Origin of the sequence: Sinorhizobium americanum (assembly GCF_001651855.1) — a bacterium.
Taxonomy (GTDB): Bacteria; Pseudomonadota; Alphaproteobacteria; order Rhizobiales; family Rhizobiaceae; genus Sinorhizobium; species Sinorhizobium americanum.
Window position 1 is genome coordinate 96,432 of record NZ_LNQC01000076.1, and the last position, 14,473, is coordinate 110,904.

Below are 14,473 nucleotides of genomic sequence, written 5' to 3' on the forward strand. Positions count from 1 at the left end.
CGGCTCACCTTGGATGAGGGCGTCGCCGCCGCGACAGTCAACGCGGCGGCGTGGATGAGCCCGACAGGTCATTCGGCGGCGATGGGCGCAGGATAGGCGGAGTTGTCCTCGATCGTCGCCGTGGTCGCCTCGGCGGTTTCGCCTTCGGGCTCGGCTGCCTTGGGCTCCCTGCCGAAAAACAAGGCGTAGCCGGCCGGCAGCACCAGGATCGTCAGCACCGTCGCCACGAGAATGCCGCCCATCATCGCGTAGGCAAGCGGTCCCCAGAACACGCCGCGCGAGATCGGAATCAGCGCGAGGACGGCGGTCAGCGCCGTCAGCACGATCGGCCGGAAGCGCCGTACCGCTGCGCCGATGATCGCCTCGGAGCGTTCCATGCCCGCTGCAATGTCCTGGTCGATCTGGTCGACGAGGATAATCGAATTGCGGATGATGATGCCGAGCAGCGCGATGACGCCGAGGATGGCGACAAAGCCGAAGGGAGCGCCGCTGATGAGCAGGGCCGCAGCCGCACCGATGATGCCGAGCGGTCCGGTCGCGAGCACCAGCATCGACTTGCCGAAGTGCTGGAGTTGGGCCATCAGCAGGACGACGATGACGAGCAGCATGATCGGCGCCTTGGCGGCGATCGATGCCTGGCTCTCGGCACTGTCTTCCGCACCGCCCTGGATCTCCACCTTGTAGTTCGGGGCAAGACCGTCACGCAGGCCCTGAAGTTCGTCATAGAGCTTGAGGGTCACGTCGTTTGGCTGGATGCTGTCCGGCAGCGTTGCGCGCACGGTGATGGTCGGCAGACGATCGCGCCGCCATTCGATGCCCTGCTCCATGACCGGAACCACCTTGGCCACCTGGGAGACCGGCACGAAGCTGCCGAAATCCGTCGGCACATAGACCGAGTTGACGGCCGAAAGCAGCTGGCGGTTGCCATCCGGCTCGCGCGCCACGATCGAAACGGTCTCTTCGCCGTCGCGGAAATCGTCGAGCGGAACGCCGGACATCGCCGCCTGCAGCATTTGACGGATGCGCTGCGAGGTGACGCCCAGCGCCCGGGCGCGGTCCTGGTCGATCACCAGCTTCATCGCCGGCACGGGCTCCAGCCAGTCGTCGTGGATCGCGCCGAGCAGCGGATTCGCGTAGAACTTCGCCTTCACCTGATCGGCGATGCGGCGCACCTCCTGGCGATTCGGCCCCATGACCCGGATCTGCACCGGCCAGCCGGTCGGCGGACCGAGGAAGAGGCGGTCGACCTTGGCGCGGATAGACGGGAAATCTTCGGCGAGGATCGTCCGCAACTTGACGATCAGCCTTTCGCGGGTGGACTCGTCCTTCGCCATGACGAGGAGCTGCGCGAAGTTGGGGTTGCGGAGCTGCTGGTCGAGCGGCAGGAAGAAGCGCGGTATGCCTTCGCCTATATAGGTGGCGATGAAGCGCTTGTCCTCGTCATCCATCATGCGCGCCTCGAGCGCCTTGGCTTGCCTTTCGACTTCCTGGATGCTCGTGCCCTCCGGCAGCCAGAGATCGACCAGGATTTCCGGCCGCGAGGACTGCGGGAAGAAGTTCTTCGGAATGAATTGGAACGCCCAAAGGCTCGCCATGAAGGTTGCGAGCGTCATCACAAGGACGATGACGCGGTGGCGCACGGCCCAGCTGACGGTTGCACGGAGACGCCGGTAGAAGCGGGTATCGAATGCGTCGTGGTGACTTCCCGCATGGTGGCGCTGCTTCAGGATCATGTAGCCGAGCCAGGGCGTGAAATAGACCGCGACGAACCAGGAGACAACAAGCGCGATGCCGACGACATAGAAGAGCGAGCGGACATACTCGCCCGCGGTCGACTCCGCAAAGCCGACGGGAATGAAGCCGGCCGTGGTGATCAGCGTACCCGTCAGCATCGGAAAGGCAGTGGAGGAATAGGCAAAGCTCGCCGCTTCGATCTTCACCAGCCCTTCCTCGAGCTTCCGTTCCATCAGTTCGACGACGATCATCGCGTCGTCGACGAGGAGGCCGAGCGCAATGATCAGCGCCCCGAGCGAAATACGCTGCAGGTCGATGCCGAGCTCGTACATGATTGCGAAAGTGGCGGCCAGCACCAGCGGGATGGCGATGGCGATCACCAGGCCCGAGCGCCAGCCGATCGATAGGAACGAGACAACGAGCACGATGATCAACGCCTCGACGAGCGCATGGCTGAATTCGCTGATTGCCTCGGTTACGACCTCCGGCTGGTTGGAGATCTGTTCGACCGACACGCCGTAGGGAAGGGAGGTTTCGAACCGCTCATAAGTCGCCTCCACGGCCTTGCCCACATCGGTGACCTTATGCCCCTTAGCCATCACCACGCCGATCTGGACGCTATCGTGGCCATTGAAGCGGAACTTGCGCGAATAGGGATCTTCGAGCCCCGAGCTGACGGTGGCGATGTCGCCAAGCCGGATCGTCTCATTGCCGGCGCGCAGCCTCAGCTCGCGGATATCCTCGGCGCGCCTGACATCGCCGTCGACGGAAATGCGAACCGAGCGAATGCCCGTCTCGACAGTGCCGGCGGGATCGACATTGTTCTGTCCGGCGACGGCGTTGCGCAGGTCGTTGAGCGTCAGCCCGCGTGCGGCAAGCAGTTTGGAAGAAACATCGATGTAGATCTTCTGCGGCTGGTCCCCGAGGATCACTACCTTCTCGACGCCCGGTGTCGTCAAGAGCATGTCGCGCCCCTCGGTCGCGAAGCGCTTCAGTTCGGGATAGCTGTAGCCGTCGCCGCTGATCGCATGGAGCGTGATGAAAGTATCGCCGAACTCGTCGTTGAAATAAGGACCGAGGACGCCGTCCGGCAGTTCGTTGGCGATATCGCCCACCTTCTTGCGCACCTGGTAGAAGGCATCGGCGACGTCGTCGGCGGTGGTGTCACCCTCGATCTGCACGGTGATGACGGCGCTGCCGGCGCGGGTGTAGGAGCGGACGAAGTCGAGATGCGGCGTCTCCTGCAGCTTGCGCTCGATCTTGTTGACGACCTGGTCCTGCATCTCCTCTATCGAGGCGCCGGGCCAGACGGCCTGAACCACCATGGTACGGAAGGTGAATTCCGGATCTTCGCGCTGCCCCATGCGAACGAGGCCGAGTGCGCCGGTGATGATGATCAGTCCGAACAGAAACCGCGCGATGCTCGGATGGCCGATTGCCCAGCGCGAGAGGTTGAACGGTTTCTTGTCCCCGTTGGCGGCGTGCATCGGCGTATTTCCGTTCTGTTGATTGGTCTTAGCGGACGACTTCGCCCGTTTCGGCGCGGGCGGACTGCTGCTCGGCAAGAGGCAGCTTGACCTTCAGGTCTTCGGCCATGAACTGCGTACCGGCGGCGACGACGAGATCGCCCGGCCGCAACCCTTCGGCGACGCGCACCTGTTCGCCGGCGTAATCGGCGAGCGTGACGGGGCGGGCATGTACCGTCGTGGCGCTGCGATCGACTACCCAGACGATGTCCTTGCCGTCCTTCTGCGCAAGCGCGCTCAAGGGAATGGAGACGAGGGACTCGGGGTTGGCGGCCGCGGCCTCGACGGTCGCGGTCATCCCGAGCAGGACGCGCGGATCGCTGGGCAGGCTGATGCGCACCGAGAATGTCCGGGACTGCCGCTCCGCGCTGCCGGAGACCTCGCGCACATGACCGTCCAGCGTGAGCATGTCGTTCGACCAGAAGCGCGCCTTGACCGCCTTTCCAGGCGTGAACTCGGCGATGTCCAGTTCCGGAACGGCAACCTCGATCTCCTTTTCGCCATCAACCGCGACAGTAACGACCGGCGTGCCGGTCCCGACCACCTGGCCGACATCGGCATTGATCGCAGTCACGATGCCGCTCTGGTCCGACTTGAGACCAGCATAGGCGACCTGGTTCTTCGCCTGGCTCAGGCTGGAGGCGGCCGCGTCGCGCGTGGAGACCGCCTGGTCGTAAAGGAGGTCCGCCTGGTCCAGCTCGGCCTTGGAGGAGAACGACTTGGTGAAGAGCTGCTCGGCCCGCCTCTTCGTCAGGGATGTCGTCTGCACCTGCTTTTCGGCGGCGAAGAGCGTTGCTTCGGCGCTCCTGACGGCGAGCTCATAGTCGGTCGAATCGATGCGCGCGAGAAGGTCGCCCGGCTTCACCCGGTCGCCGACATTGACGAACCGTCTGGTGATTTTGCCGCCGACCCGGAAGCCGAGATTCATCTCGGTGCGCGCCTTCACGGTACCGGCATAGTCGAGCCGGCGAGCCTCGCCCGTGGCGGCGATCTCGACCACCTTGACCGGCCGTATGATCTCCTTCGTTTCCGCCTTCTCCTGCGAGCAACCGGAGAGCACGGCGGCAAGCGCGGCAAGGGCGAGCACATGGGCAAAGAGCGGCCGGTTGTAAGCTCTTGGTGAAAACATCGTTCGGACTCCTGATCCGGTATTGGCGGCTGCTGCTCTTACTTCTTCAGCGCTTTGATGGCGAACTCGATCAGTTCGTCGGGTGTCGGGCGGTTTTCCTTGGCGAGACACTGCGCGACGATCTGCGGATGGCAGAGGGTGACAATGCTCGCGCCGAAGCATCGGGCGGCGACCTCAGCGTCCTGCTTGGCAAACTCGCCGGCCTCGATACCTTCGCGAATAACGCCGGCGAGAAGCTTGTCGATACGGTCGAGATGTTTCTCGATGACGTGCCATTCCTGCTCGATTGCCACGACGACCATCTCGTGAACCTTTTGCTCGTCGAGCATGGTTTCGACCGTCATCCTGTGCTGCGCCAGCACATACCGTCGCAGGCGCTCGGTAGCACTCACGGGGAGCCGGCAAATTCCGGAGGCCTGCTGATAGCTGGCCTCCAGCATCCGCGCGCAAAGCGCCTGGTGGATCTCGGTCTTGGAGCTGAAGAAGCGGTAGATGTTGGCCGGCGACATGCCCAGGTCGCGCGCGATGTCGGCCACATTCGTTTTGGTGTAGCCGTAATGCCGGAAAAGCCGCTCGGCGGAATCTAGGATCCGCGCGATGTTTTCCTGCCGGGTCGTCTCGATGCTGCTATCTGCCGGTTCGCTCATGATTCATTCGTGATGAGTGACGAATTTCGAATTTCGTCAGTCATAATCCGACAGGCGATGCTTGTCAATCGTCGGGCTTCGCGCCATCGACGCTCGGGCCATTTGGGGGGGAGCGATAGCGAGAGAAAAGATCGCGGTGATCTGGGCCTACCAGCCAAGATGATTCGACGTAGTTGCACGAAGGATGGGCCGGGAGGCGCCGCGGATATCGCTCTCAGCGGGGGAGTATCAATTTTCGTTCGCCGCCGAGGAGCGTCAGCCTACGTCGCCTGCGAAGCAGTGCGCCGCTGAACAAGCCGCGGCCGCGCCGTTAGCGGGATTTCGCTGCGGAACGGGGCTTACTCACTTCTAGAGGACGAAGTAGCCCTTCTGCAGTGCTACGGCGTCATCGAGGTGAATGGCGAAGTCCGCCTTCTTGTCGCCGTTGACGTCGCCATAGATATAGGTGTCTGAGGCAGCGCGGTCGTAACGCAACTCGCCCTTCTTGCCGCTGAAAGCGGCAGTTCCGACGAAGGCGAACGTCTGGTCGCCAGTCGTGGTCGTGTTGGCGTCGATCGCCGAGAGATCGATCCGATCGGACTGTGACGCTAGGAAATCGTAAATTGTGTCGCGGCCGGTTGAGGCGGCCGTGCTTTCGGCCAGCGTCCTGAACGAAAACGTGTCGGCACCGGCGCCGCCGTAGAGCCTGTCTGCTCCGGTCCCGCCGTAGAGAGCATCGTTGCCCGCTTCTCCAACAAGAGCGTCATTGCCGCTGCTGCCATAGAGCTTGTCCGAACCGATACCGCCGTAGAGCAGGTCATTGCCCAAGTCGCCGTTCATCGTGTCGTTGCCGGCATAGCCATATAGCTTGTTGGCTGCCTGGTTTCCTGTGATCGCGTCGCCGGCCGAACCGCCCTTGACGTTCTCGATCAGCGATGCCGTCTTGCCATGATAGAGCAGTGCGTTGAAGATGTTGCCGGCCGCGAAGCCCTTGTTCGTTCCGCCGCCAAGCCAGGCAAGCTGGTCGATGCTGAAGGTCGAGGCCTTGCCTGGCCGCAGATCAATCTTGAGCGCCGTCGTGTAGGCGGTGAGGTCATAGGTATCGCTGCCGCCGCCATCCCAGATCGTCGCGAATATGCGGTTGGCGCCTGGCGCTATGCCGACTGCTCCATTCACGAGCGTGGCGCCGCTACCGGGCGTCCATTTATAGACGGTGTCGCCGCTGTTGGTCGTGAAGTCGGCGCCGTACATTTCCTGCAGTGCCGCAATGTCGGCCATCATGAAGGTCTGCGGCGCGCCGTATTCCTCGTAGGCGTAGCCGTCGGAGCCGCCGTCGCCGATATAGCCGCTGTAGGTCATGATCGAGTATTCGATCGAATCATATTGGGCGGGTAATCCGGGGAAGCCGCCCTCTGCCTCATGACCATGCTTCAATCCGAGAGCATGGCCGATCTCATGCATGATCGTGTGCCAGGCATAGTTGCCGGCGACGGGCTGTCGATAATCATCGGGCGTGCCTATGTATTTAGTGCCGAACCAGATGTCGCCTGCCTGGGAATAGCTGCCCGGCATGTAGGCGTAAGCCGTACTCGGGACGGCCGATTGTGCAAACCGAATCGTAGCGCTGGTGGTACTTCCCGGATCGAACCTGGCACCCGTAAAACCCTCGACCGAGAAGCCATCATTGGCTGCCGAACCATAACCCTGCTCCATCGCGAACAGCGCAGCGCTTTTCTGCGCCGTCGACACGGAGCCGAAGCTCGAATACTTCTCTTTGCCGTAGCTGTAACTGCTGCTCAATGCGGGAAATGCGTAGTAAATGGTGCCGGACCAAGCGTCACCTGATAGTACGCCGTCGATCAGATCGTTGCCCGTTGCCGTTACGGATATGATGGATTTGCCGGTCCCGCTCATGCGATATTCCCAGTGGTCAGATACGAGCCCATTGCGTTGGGCTCGGAGAATGCAGTGTTTGCCGCCGACGTTAGGCTCCGAACACCTACGATTGCTGTAACGAACTCGATAAGATTGGAGAGAATGGTGCCGTTCCTGAGGTCGCTGTCATACCTTGCCGCGATGATTGCAGCAGCGATTTGCGCTGCACCTATAGCGTCAGGCGCGGCAAAAGCAAGCGGGGTGGACATGCAGAAGCCTCCGGATCACGAGGCGGCCGTCCGGGCGGAATTCGCGAGAGTGAAAGCGGAGGATACGGTGGAAGCCTACGAGCGCTTCATCCGGCGCCATCCCGACCATCCATTGGTCAAGGACGCGGCAGAAGCCCTGGCGCGGCTCAAAAAGCAGTAGGCGGCGCCACCATGTGCCGCCTTATTTCGCGCGCTGCAGCATGCCGAACAGATCGCGCGGATCGTCTGGATCTGCGATCATGTCGAGGTTTTGATAGAAATCGGTCCCGGACAGACGGTCGCGCACATACCGCAGCGCCGAAAAGTCTTCGATGGCGAAGCCGACGCTATCAAACAGCGTGATCTGGCGAGCGTCGCGGCGGCCCGTTGCCGCGCCTGTAACCACCTTCCACAGTTCCGTCACCGGAAAATCCGCCGCCATCTGCTGGATTTCTCCCTCGATGCGGGTCTGCGGCGGATATTCGACGAAGACGTCCGAGCGCTTGAGGATGTCGCGGTGCAGTTCCGTCTTGCCGGGGCAATCGCCGCCGATCGCATTGATATGGACCCCGGCGCCGACCATGTTGTCGGTAAGGATCGTCGCGAACTGCTTATCCGCCGTGCAGGTGGTAATGATCTCGGCACCCTCGATCGCTGCCTGAGCGGTCGGGCAGGAGACGACCTCGAGGCCTGAGCCTGCGAGGTTGCGCGCCGTCTTCTCGGTCGCATGGGGATCGATGTCGTAAAGGCGGACCGTGTCGATGCCGCAGACTGCCTTCATCGCGAGCGCCTGGAACTCGGCCTGGGCGCCGTTGCCGATCATCGCCATGGTGCGGGCACCCTTCGGCGCCAAATGGCGCGCGGCCATCGCCGAGGTCGCGGCGGTTCTGAGCGCCGTCAGCATCGTCATTTCCGTGAGCAGCACGGGATAGCCGGTCGAGACTTCGGCGAGCAGGCCGAAGGCGGTGACGGTCTGAAGCCCGTCGGCGATGTTCTTTGGATGGCCGTTGACATATTTGAAGCTGTAGACGGTGCCGTCCGAGGTCGGCATCAACTCGATTACGCCGTCGCGCGAATGGCTGGCGACCCGCGGCGTCTTGTCGAAGCTCTCCCACCGGCGGAAATCGGCCTCGATCGCATCCGTGAGCTCCGCCAGAACGGTCTCAATGCCGAGGTGGTGAACGAGATGCATCATGTTCTCGACGCTGACGAAGGGCACCATCGCCTTGGCGGACGGGAGCGGTGAGAGCATCGAGATTCCTCCTGCATGTGCGGACTATCCCAAGAGAGTAATGACAGGCGCTGCTGGTCGAAAGTGCAAAGCTGTGCTAATTTCGTCACCGGATTGTGCAATTTTGCCAGCTAAACCGAGCAGTTTACCAAAATGGCAGCAAGAGACAGGTCCATCGCGAAATATGCGCCGGATGATCTGGACCGGCGGATCATCGCGCACCTGCGCGTTGATGGCCGGGCTTCGCTTTCCAAGCTGTCCGATGCGCTCGGCGTCGCGCGCGGTACGGTGCAGAACCGCCTGGACCGCCTCATGGAAACCGGGACGCTGATGGGGTTCACGGTGCGCGTCCGTGAGGACTACGACCTGAACACCGTACAAGCGGTGATGATGATCGAGGTCGTCGGGAAATCGACGACCCAGGTCATCCGCAAGCTGCGTGGCATTCCCGAAATCCACACGCTGCACACGACGAACGGCAATTGGGACCTGGTCGCCAATGTTCGCGCTGCGAACCTTTCCGAATTCGACCGCATCCTGCGCGAGGTGCGGATGATCGACGGCGTGGCCAACAGCGAAACCAGTCTTCTCTTGAGCAGCGTTTGAGCGTTTCCACGATGTCGGCAATTGAAAGCCGAGCGCCCGCCCGTTAGGTTCCGCCCGCAATCAACGGAAGTCCGATAGGGGGTATTGCGTGACGAGGAGCGGTCGTCTTTTTATTCTGCTGGCCTGCCTGGGATCACTGCCCTCGCCAGCCAATGCAGACTGGCAGGCGGTCGAGAAGGTAAAGAACTACGCGATCGCCGGACAATCCGGCCCGGAACTCTACGCCTCGATCGGCGAGCGCGGTCCGAAGCTCGGGCCAACGCGCGCCATCGCGCATACGAGCTTCAAGCTGACCTGGTCGCGAAAATACGAGCCCCAGGGCGATGCCTGTGTCCTCGTGTCGGCGCTCCCGAAGCTTGCCATCACCTATACCCTGCCGAAACCCGCCAAACCCCTGCCGGCGGGCACACGGGAACACTGGGAAGCGTTCATCGATGGCGTCCATAGGCACGAAATGGTTCATGGCGATTTCATCAAGGACATGGTGAAGAAGATCGAGGCGGCCACCGTCGGTCTCACCGTCCCCGCCGATCCGCACTGCCGCAAGATCAAGACCGAAATGACCAAGCGGCTCGGGGCGCTCTCCAATGCCCAGCGCCAGCAAAGCCGAGATTTCGACCGCGCGGAACTCAGCGACGGCGGCAAGGTTCACCAGCTCATCCTCAATCTGGTGAACGGGGGATAAGGTCGCACCCGGGAAGAGGCAGGACGCCGTAGGCCGCAATAGATACACGCAAAAAGCTGGTGACGGCCACAAACACGCCCCCGAATTGTCTCAATGGAGTTGAACTGTGCCGCGGCGTTACACGCGTGCGTCGTCCATCCTCCGTGGCGATGCGCGCCGTCCAATGCTGAATTTGCGTCGGAAGGGCGAGCTCGCCGCCGGTCCGAGAAGGGAGTATGCATGCACAGGAATTTCGTCGCCACCCTATCCGCAGCGTCGCTGTCTCTCGTCGGCCTCGCCGCCCATGCAGCCGACCTCGCTCCCTATCGGGAGCCCGCGCCGCCCCCGGTGCTGGACGAGCAAGACGGCGTCAAGATCGGTTACCTGGAATGCGATATTAGCGGTGGCGCCGGCTATGTTCTCGGATCGTCGAAGGAGATCGAATGCGTCTTCCGGTCGCTGGGGGGCGATGAGATCGAGGATCGCTATACCGGCGAAATCCGCAAGCTCGGCGTCGATATCGGCTTCACCATGCGCAGCCGGCTTCTCTGGGCGGTCTTCGCGCCGACGGCGGGTTATCACCACGGCTCGCTGAGCGGCCTCTACAAGGGTGCGACCGCGGAGGCGACCGTCGGCGCCGGCGTGGGCGCCAATGTGCTCGTCGGCGGCACCTCCGGGTCGATTCACCTCCAGACCGTCAGCGTCACGGGGCAGCTCGGGCTGAACGTCGCCGCCGCCGGTACGTCGATGACCCTTAATTCCGTCAATTGAGAGGCCTCAAGCTTTCGCTGGTTCAACGCGTTTGGCGACAGCTACGGCTATGTGATTTACCTCAGCGATTGTAAGCATCGCGTCGTTTCCGTGCCTTCACGACGCTTAGCGGCGAGCCCTTGCGGCCGAGCGCCAGAATAGGATGAGCATCGCGGCGCTCATTAGAGCCAGGCAGAACCAGGTGAGGGCGTAGATGAGATGGTTGTTGGGGAAGACGACGCGCGTCAGCCCGCCGACGGGAAGTCCGCCGGGATTGGGGGAGGCATCGGCGTCGATGAAATAGGGCGCAACGCCGGAAAGGCCGCGCGCCGCTGCGATTGCCCCGATATCGCGGGAGTACCAGCGCCCCTCCTGAGGCCTGTTCGAGCGCAGCAGCGAGCCTTTCGGTTCGTCCATGCGCATGAGGCCTGTCACCTCCGTATCGCTCTCGACTTGGCTCTGCGCCCGGGCCGAGGCCTCGCGCTTGTCGGTCGGCACGAAGCCGCGATTGATGAGCACCGTCGTGCCGTCGTCGAGCGCCAGCGGCGTCATCACCCAAAAGCCGGCGCCAAGCTCCGTCGCGGCATAGACCAGCGTCTCCTTGTCGTAGGCGAAGTGCCCGCGGGCGCGCACCAGTCGGTATTCGTCGCGGGCCGGGCTGACGTTCGGCCAATCGCTTCGGGACGGCGGGGGCACGGGTGCGGCGTGAATGCGTTGCTCGACCCGGGCGATCAGATTGAGTTTCCAAGAGAGGCGTTCGACCTGCCATGTCCCAAGCGCCAGCAGGCCGGCAATCAGCAGGAGCCCGATGAGGCTGATGAGGACAACATTGGGCCGAGAACACGGACGGGATGTGGTTTCGTTTTCGCGATCGCTCATTGCACGCCACCACTTGGCATCAGATGACAAACAGATCGATCTCCGTCGAGACGGCCCCTCGTCCGGCCTGCCTGTTAGTCCTCGGGTTAATCCCGAGGAGAGGGGCAAGAAGCTTGGGGTGAGGCGCAAACGTTGAGATCATCCGTTCCCGTCAGGGCATGTTCCTCATCATCTCCGGGCTCATCGGCATCATGTTCACGTCGAGATGATGCATGACCCAGAGCGAACCGGAGAGTGTGATGGCGACGAGGACGATAGTGAAGATCAGCGCCATCATCGTCCAGCCGCCTTCCGAGCGCGTGTTCATGTGCAGGAAGAAGATCATGTGCACGACGATCTGGACGGCGCCGAGCGCCATGATGATGACTGCCGTCAAGACCGGGCTGTCGAGGACATCGGCCATCACCAGCCAGAAGGGAATGGCGGTCAGGATGACGGAGAGGACAAACCCGGTGATGTAGCTTTTCAGCGTGCCGTGGCCCGCGTCGTGGCCGTGGCTGTGGCCATGATGGGCTTCAAATGCATCCTCATGCGACGGTGCGTGCATGCTCATCCGAGAACTCCCATCAGATAGACGAAGGAGAAGACGCCGATCCACACGACGTCGAGGAAGTGCCAGAACATCGACAGGCACATCAGGCGACGTTTGTTTTCGACGATGAGGCCGTGTTTCGCCACCTGGGCCATCAGCACGAACATCCAGACGATGCCGGAGGTCACGTGCAGGCCGTGCGTGCCGACGAGCGTGAAGAAGGAAGACAGGAACGCACTGCGCTGCGGTCCGGCGCCCTCGTGGATCATGTGCGCGAACTCATAGAGTTCGAGCCCGACGAAGGCGATGCCGAACAGGGCGGTGACCGCCATCCAGGCAAGCGTCGAATTCCTGTTGGCCTTCTCCATCTCCAGCATGGCCAAGCCATAGGTGATCGAGGAGAAGAGCAGCATCGACGTGTTCACGGCGACGAGCGGCAGGTCGAAGAGATCGGCAGGCGAGGGGCCGGCCGCATAATTGCGGCCGAGCACGCCATGGGTGGCGAAAAGGACCGCGAAGATCAGGCAGTCGCTCATCAGGTAGAGCCAGAAGCCGAGCATCGTGCTCCCCTCGGGATGATGCTCCTCCTTCAGATAGAAGGTCGGCGCCTGGCCTTCGCGCACCGAGTGGTCAGTAAAATCGGTCATGGCCTTAAACCTCGCTGGCAAGCATTTCGGTGCGCTTGCCCTCGGTTGCGGTGACGACATCGGCCGGGATGTAGAAATCGCGGTCGTAATTGAACGTGTGACCGATCGCGATCGCGACCATGGCAGCGAAGGAGAGGCAGGCGAGCCACCAGATGTACCAGATCATGCCGAAGGCGAAGGCGACGCTGAGCGCGCCGAGAATGACGCCGGTGCCGGTATTCTTCGGCATGTGGATCGGCTTGAAGCCGGCTAGCGGTCGGCTGTGGCCGCGCTTCTTCATGTCCCACCAGGAGTCCTGGTCGTGGACGACGGGCGTGAAGGCGAAGTTGTAGTCCGGCGGCGGCGAGGCTGTCGACCATTCGAGTGTGCGGGCATCCCAGGGGTCGCCGGTCGTGTCGCGCAGTTCTTCGCGCCGGATGAAGCTGACGACGAACTGGACGAGGAGCGACAGGATGCCGAGCGCGATGAGGAAGGCGCCGAAGGCGGCGATCACGAACCAGATCTGCAGCGACGGGTCCTCGAACTGGCTGACGCGCCGGGTGACCCCCATCAGGCCGAGCACGTAGAGCGGCATGAAGGCGAAATAGAAGCCGCTCAGCCAAAACCAGAAGGACATCTTGCCCCAGAACGGATCGAGCCTGAAGCCGAAGGCCTTCGGGAACCAGTAGTAGACGCCGGCCATCAGCCCGAAGACGACGCCGCCGATAATGACGTTGTGGAAGTGGGCGATGAGGAACAGCGAGTTGTGCAGGACGAAATCGGCTGGCGGTACGGCGAGCAGGACCCCGGTCATGCCGCCGATCACGAAGGTCACCATGAAGCCGACGGTCCACAGCATCGGCACCTCGTAGCGGATGCGGCCGCGATACATGGTGAAGAGCCAGTTGAACATCTTCGCACCGGTCGGGATCGAGATGATCATTGTGGTGATCCCGAAGAAGGCGTTGACGCTGGCGCCGGAGCCCATGGTGAAGAAGTGATGCAGCCAGACGATATAGGAGAGGATGGTGATGACCACCGTCGCATAGACCATCGAGGCGTAGCCGAAGAGCCGCTTGCCGCAGAAGGTGGCGACGACCTCCGAGAAGATGCCGAAGGCCGGCAGCACGAGGATGTAGACCTCCGGGTGGCCCCAGATCCAGATGAGGTTCACATACATCATCGGATCGCCGCCGAGGTCGTTGGTGAAGAAGTTCGTGCCGGCGTAGCGGTCGAGGGTCAGCAGGGCGAGCGTAGCGGTCAGCACCGGGAAAGTCGCGACGATCAGCACGTTGGTGCAGAGCGACGTCCAGGTGAAGACCGGCATTTTCATCATCGTCATGCCGGGCGCGCGCATCTTGACGATGGTCGCGATCAAGTTAATGCCGGACAGCGTCGTTCCGATGCCGGCCACCTGCAGGCCCCAGATGTAATAGTCGACCCCGACGCCGGGACTGTAGTCCGCGCCGGAGAGCGGCGGATAGGCGAGCCAGCCAGTGCGTGCGAACTCGCCGACGAAGAGCGACAGCATGATGATGATGGCGCCGGCGGTCGTCATCCAGAAGCTGAAATTGTTGAGGAACGGGAAGGACACGTCGCGCGCACCGATCTGCAGCGGCACGACGAAGTTCATGAGCCCGGTGACGAAGGGCATCGCCATGAAGAAAATCATGATGACGCCATGGGCGGTGAAGATCTGGTCGTAGTGATGCGGCGGCAGGTAACCCTCCGAGCCGCCGAAGGCGATCGCCTGCTGCAGGCGCATCATGATCGCGTCGGCGAAGCCGCGCAGCAGCATCACCAGTGCCAGGATGACATACATGATGCCGATCTTCTTGTGGTCGACGCTGGTCAGCCAATCGCGCCAGAGCGCTCCCCAGAACCGGTAGTAGGTGATCAGGCCGAGGAGCGCGATGCCGCCGATGACCACGGCGGCGAATGTCGCGACCAGAATCGGCTCGTGATAGGGGATCGCCTCGAGGGTCAGCCGGCCAAAGATGAACTTCAGGAGATCTGGATCGGAGAACATGGGAAACCCGTTCATTTG

General features: G+C 62.3%; 14 protein-coding genes. 4 read left to right on the plus strand and 10 right to left on the minus strand.

Features of this window, described 5'->3' with window-relative positions; all coding sequences use genetic code 11:
- Window positions 1-68: 68 nt before the first annotated feature.
- The 5 genes from ATC00_RS24545 to ATC00_RS24565 form a co-directional block, all read right to left on the minus strand.
- On the minus strand, window positions 69-3,221 hold the full coding sequence (locus ATC00_RS24545) for an efflux RND transporter permease subunit (RefSeq protein WP_064254755.1): 3,153 nt from the start codon (window positions 3,219-3,221) through the stop codon (window positions 69-71).
- Window positions 3,222-3,249: 28 nt separating this feature from the next.
- The gene (locus ATC00_RS24550; protein WP_064254756.1) at window positions 3,250-4,389 is read right to left on the minus strand and encodes an efflux RND transporter periplasmic adaptor subunit; all 1,140 of its coding nucleotides are present in this window, start codon (window positions 4,387-4,389) and stop codon (window positions 3,250-3,252) included.
- 38 nt (window positions 4,390-4,427) lie between these two features.
- Window positions 4,428-5,036 carry a TetR family transcriptional regulator gene (locus ATC00_RS24555; RefSeq protein ID WP_064254757.1) on the minus strand — a complete coding sequence of 203 codons (609 nt, stop codon included), beginning with the start codon at window positions 5,034-5,036 and terminating at the stop codon, window positions 4,428-4,430.
- Between the two features lie 348 nt (window positions 5,037-5,384).
- Window positions 5,385-6,929, minus strand: coding sequence for a M10 family metallopeptidase C-terminal domain-containing protein (locus ATC00_RS24560; protein ID WP_064254758.1), 1,545 nt, complete (start codon window positions 6,927-6,929; stop codon window positions 5,385-5,387).
- Window positions 6,926-7,159 carry a hypothetical protein gene (locus ATC00_RS24565; protein WP_064254759.1) on the minus strand — a complete coding sequence of 78 codons (234 nt, stop codon included), beginning with the start codon at window positions 7,157-7,159 and terminating at the stop codon, window positions 6,926-6,928. Before ATC00_RS24565 ends, ATC00_RS24560 begins: the two co-directional genes overlap by 4 nt.
- Here ATC00_RS24565 and ATC00_RS33075 point away from each other — a divergent pair.
- A complete protein-coding gene (locus ATC00_RS33075; RefSeq protein ID WP_082912546.1) occupies window positions 7,158-7,319 on the plus strand; it encodes a hypothetical protein in 162 nt (53 codons plus the stop codon). The genes ATC00_RS24565 and ATC00_RS33075 overlap by 2 nt on opposite strands.
- Before the next feature lie 21 nt (window positions 7,320-7,340).
- Here the strand turns inward: ATC00_RS33075 and ATC00_RS24570 are convergent, their stop codons facing one another.
- Complete coding sequence (locus tag ATC00_RS24570) at window positions 7,341-8,390, minus strand: ornithine cyclodeaminase (RefSeq protein WP_064254760.1); 1,050 nt, start codon at window positions 8,388-8,390, stop codon at window positions 7,341-7,343.
- Window positions 8,391-8,522: 132 nt separating this feature from the next.
- Between ATC00_RS24570 and ATC00_RS24575 the strand changes: the two genes are divergently transcribed.
- The 3 genes from ATC00_RS24575 to ATC00_RS24585 all read left to right on the plus strand — a co-directional run bounded on the left by ATC00_RS24575 (window position 8,523) and on the right by ATC00_RS24585 (window position 10,410).
- The gene (locus tag ATC00_RS24575; RefSeq protein WP_064254761.1) at window positions 8,523-8,975 is read left to right on the plus strand and encodes an Lrp/AsnC family transcriptional regulator; all 453 of its coding nucleotides are present in this window, start codon (window positions 8,523-8,525) and stop codon (window positions 8,973-8,975) included.
- Between the two features lie 88 nt (window positions 8,976-9,063).
- Entirely contained in the window at window positions 9,064-9,660 is a 597-nt protein-coding gene (locus tag ATC00_RS24580) for a DUF922 domain-containing Zn-dependent protease (protein ID WP_064254762.1), read from the plus strand.
- Window positions 9,661-9,879: 219 nt separating this feature from the next.
- Entirely contained in the window at window positions 9,880-10,410 is a 531-nt protein-coding gene (locus ATC00_RS24585; RefSeq protein ID WP_064254763.1) for a DUF992 domain-containing protein, read from the plus strand.
- A gap of 105 nt (window positions 10,411-10,515) precedes the next feature.
- On the opposite strand, the gene ATC00_RS24590 is transcribed toward ATC00_RS24585, so the two are convergent.
- The 4 genes from ATC00_RS24590 to cyoB form a co-directional block, all read right to left on the minus strand.
- Complete coding sequence (locus ATC00_RS24590; RefSeq protein ID WP_064254764.1) at window positions 10,516-11,268, minus strand: SURF1 family protein; 753 nt, start codon at window positions 11,266-11,268, stop codon at window positions 10,516-10,518.
- A gap of 151 nt (window positions 11,269-11,419) precedes the next feature.
- The gene (cyoD, locus tag ATC00_RS24595) at window positions 11,420-11,821 is read right to left on the minus strand and encodes a cytochrome o ubiquinol oxidase subunit IV (RefSeq protein ID WP_064254765.1); all 402 of its coding nucleotides are present in this window, start codon (window positions 11,819-11,821) and stop codon (window positions 11,420-11,422) included.
- Window positions 11,818-12,447, minus strand: a complete 630-nt coding sequence (cyoC, locus tag ATC00_RS24600; protein WP_037380553.1) for a cytochrome o ubiquinol oxidase subunit III — start codon at window positions 12,445-12,447, stop codon at window positions 11,818-11,820. The genes cyoD and cyoC overlap by 4 nt, the downstream gene beginning before the upstream one ends.
- Window positions 12,448-12,451: 4 nt before the next feature.
- A complete protein-coding gene (gene cyoB, locus ATC00_RS24605; protein ID WP_064254766.1) occupies window positions 12,452-14,455 on the minus strand; it encodes a cytochrome o ubiquinol oxidase subunit I in 2,004 nt (667 codons plus the stop codon).
- Window positions 14,456-14,473 lie beyond the last annotated feature (18 nt).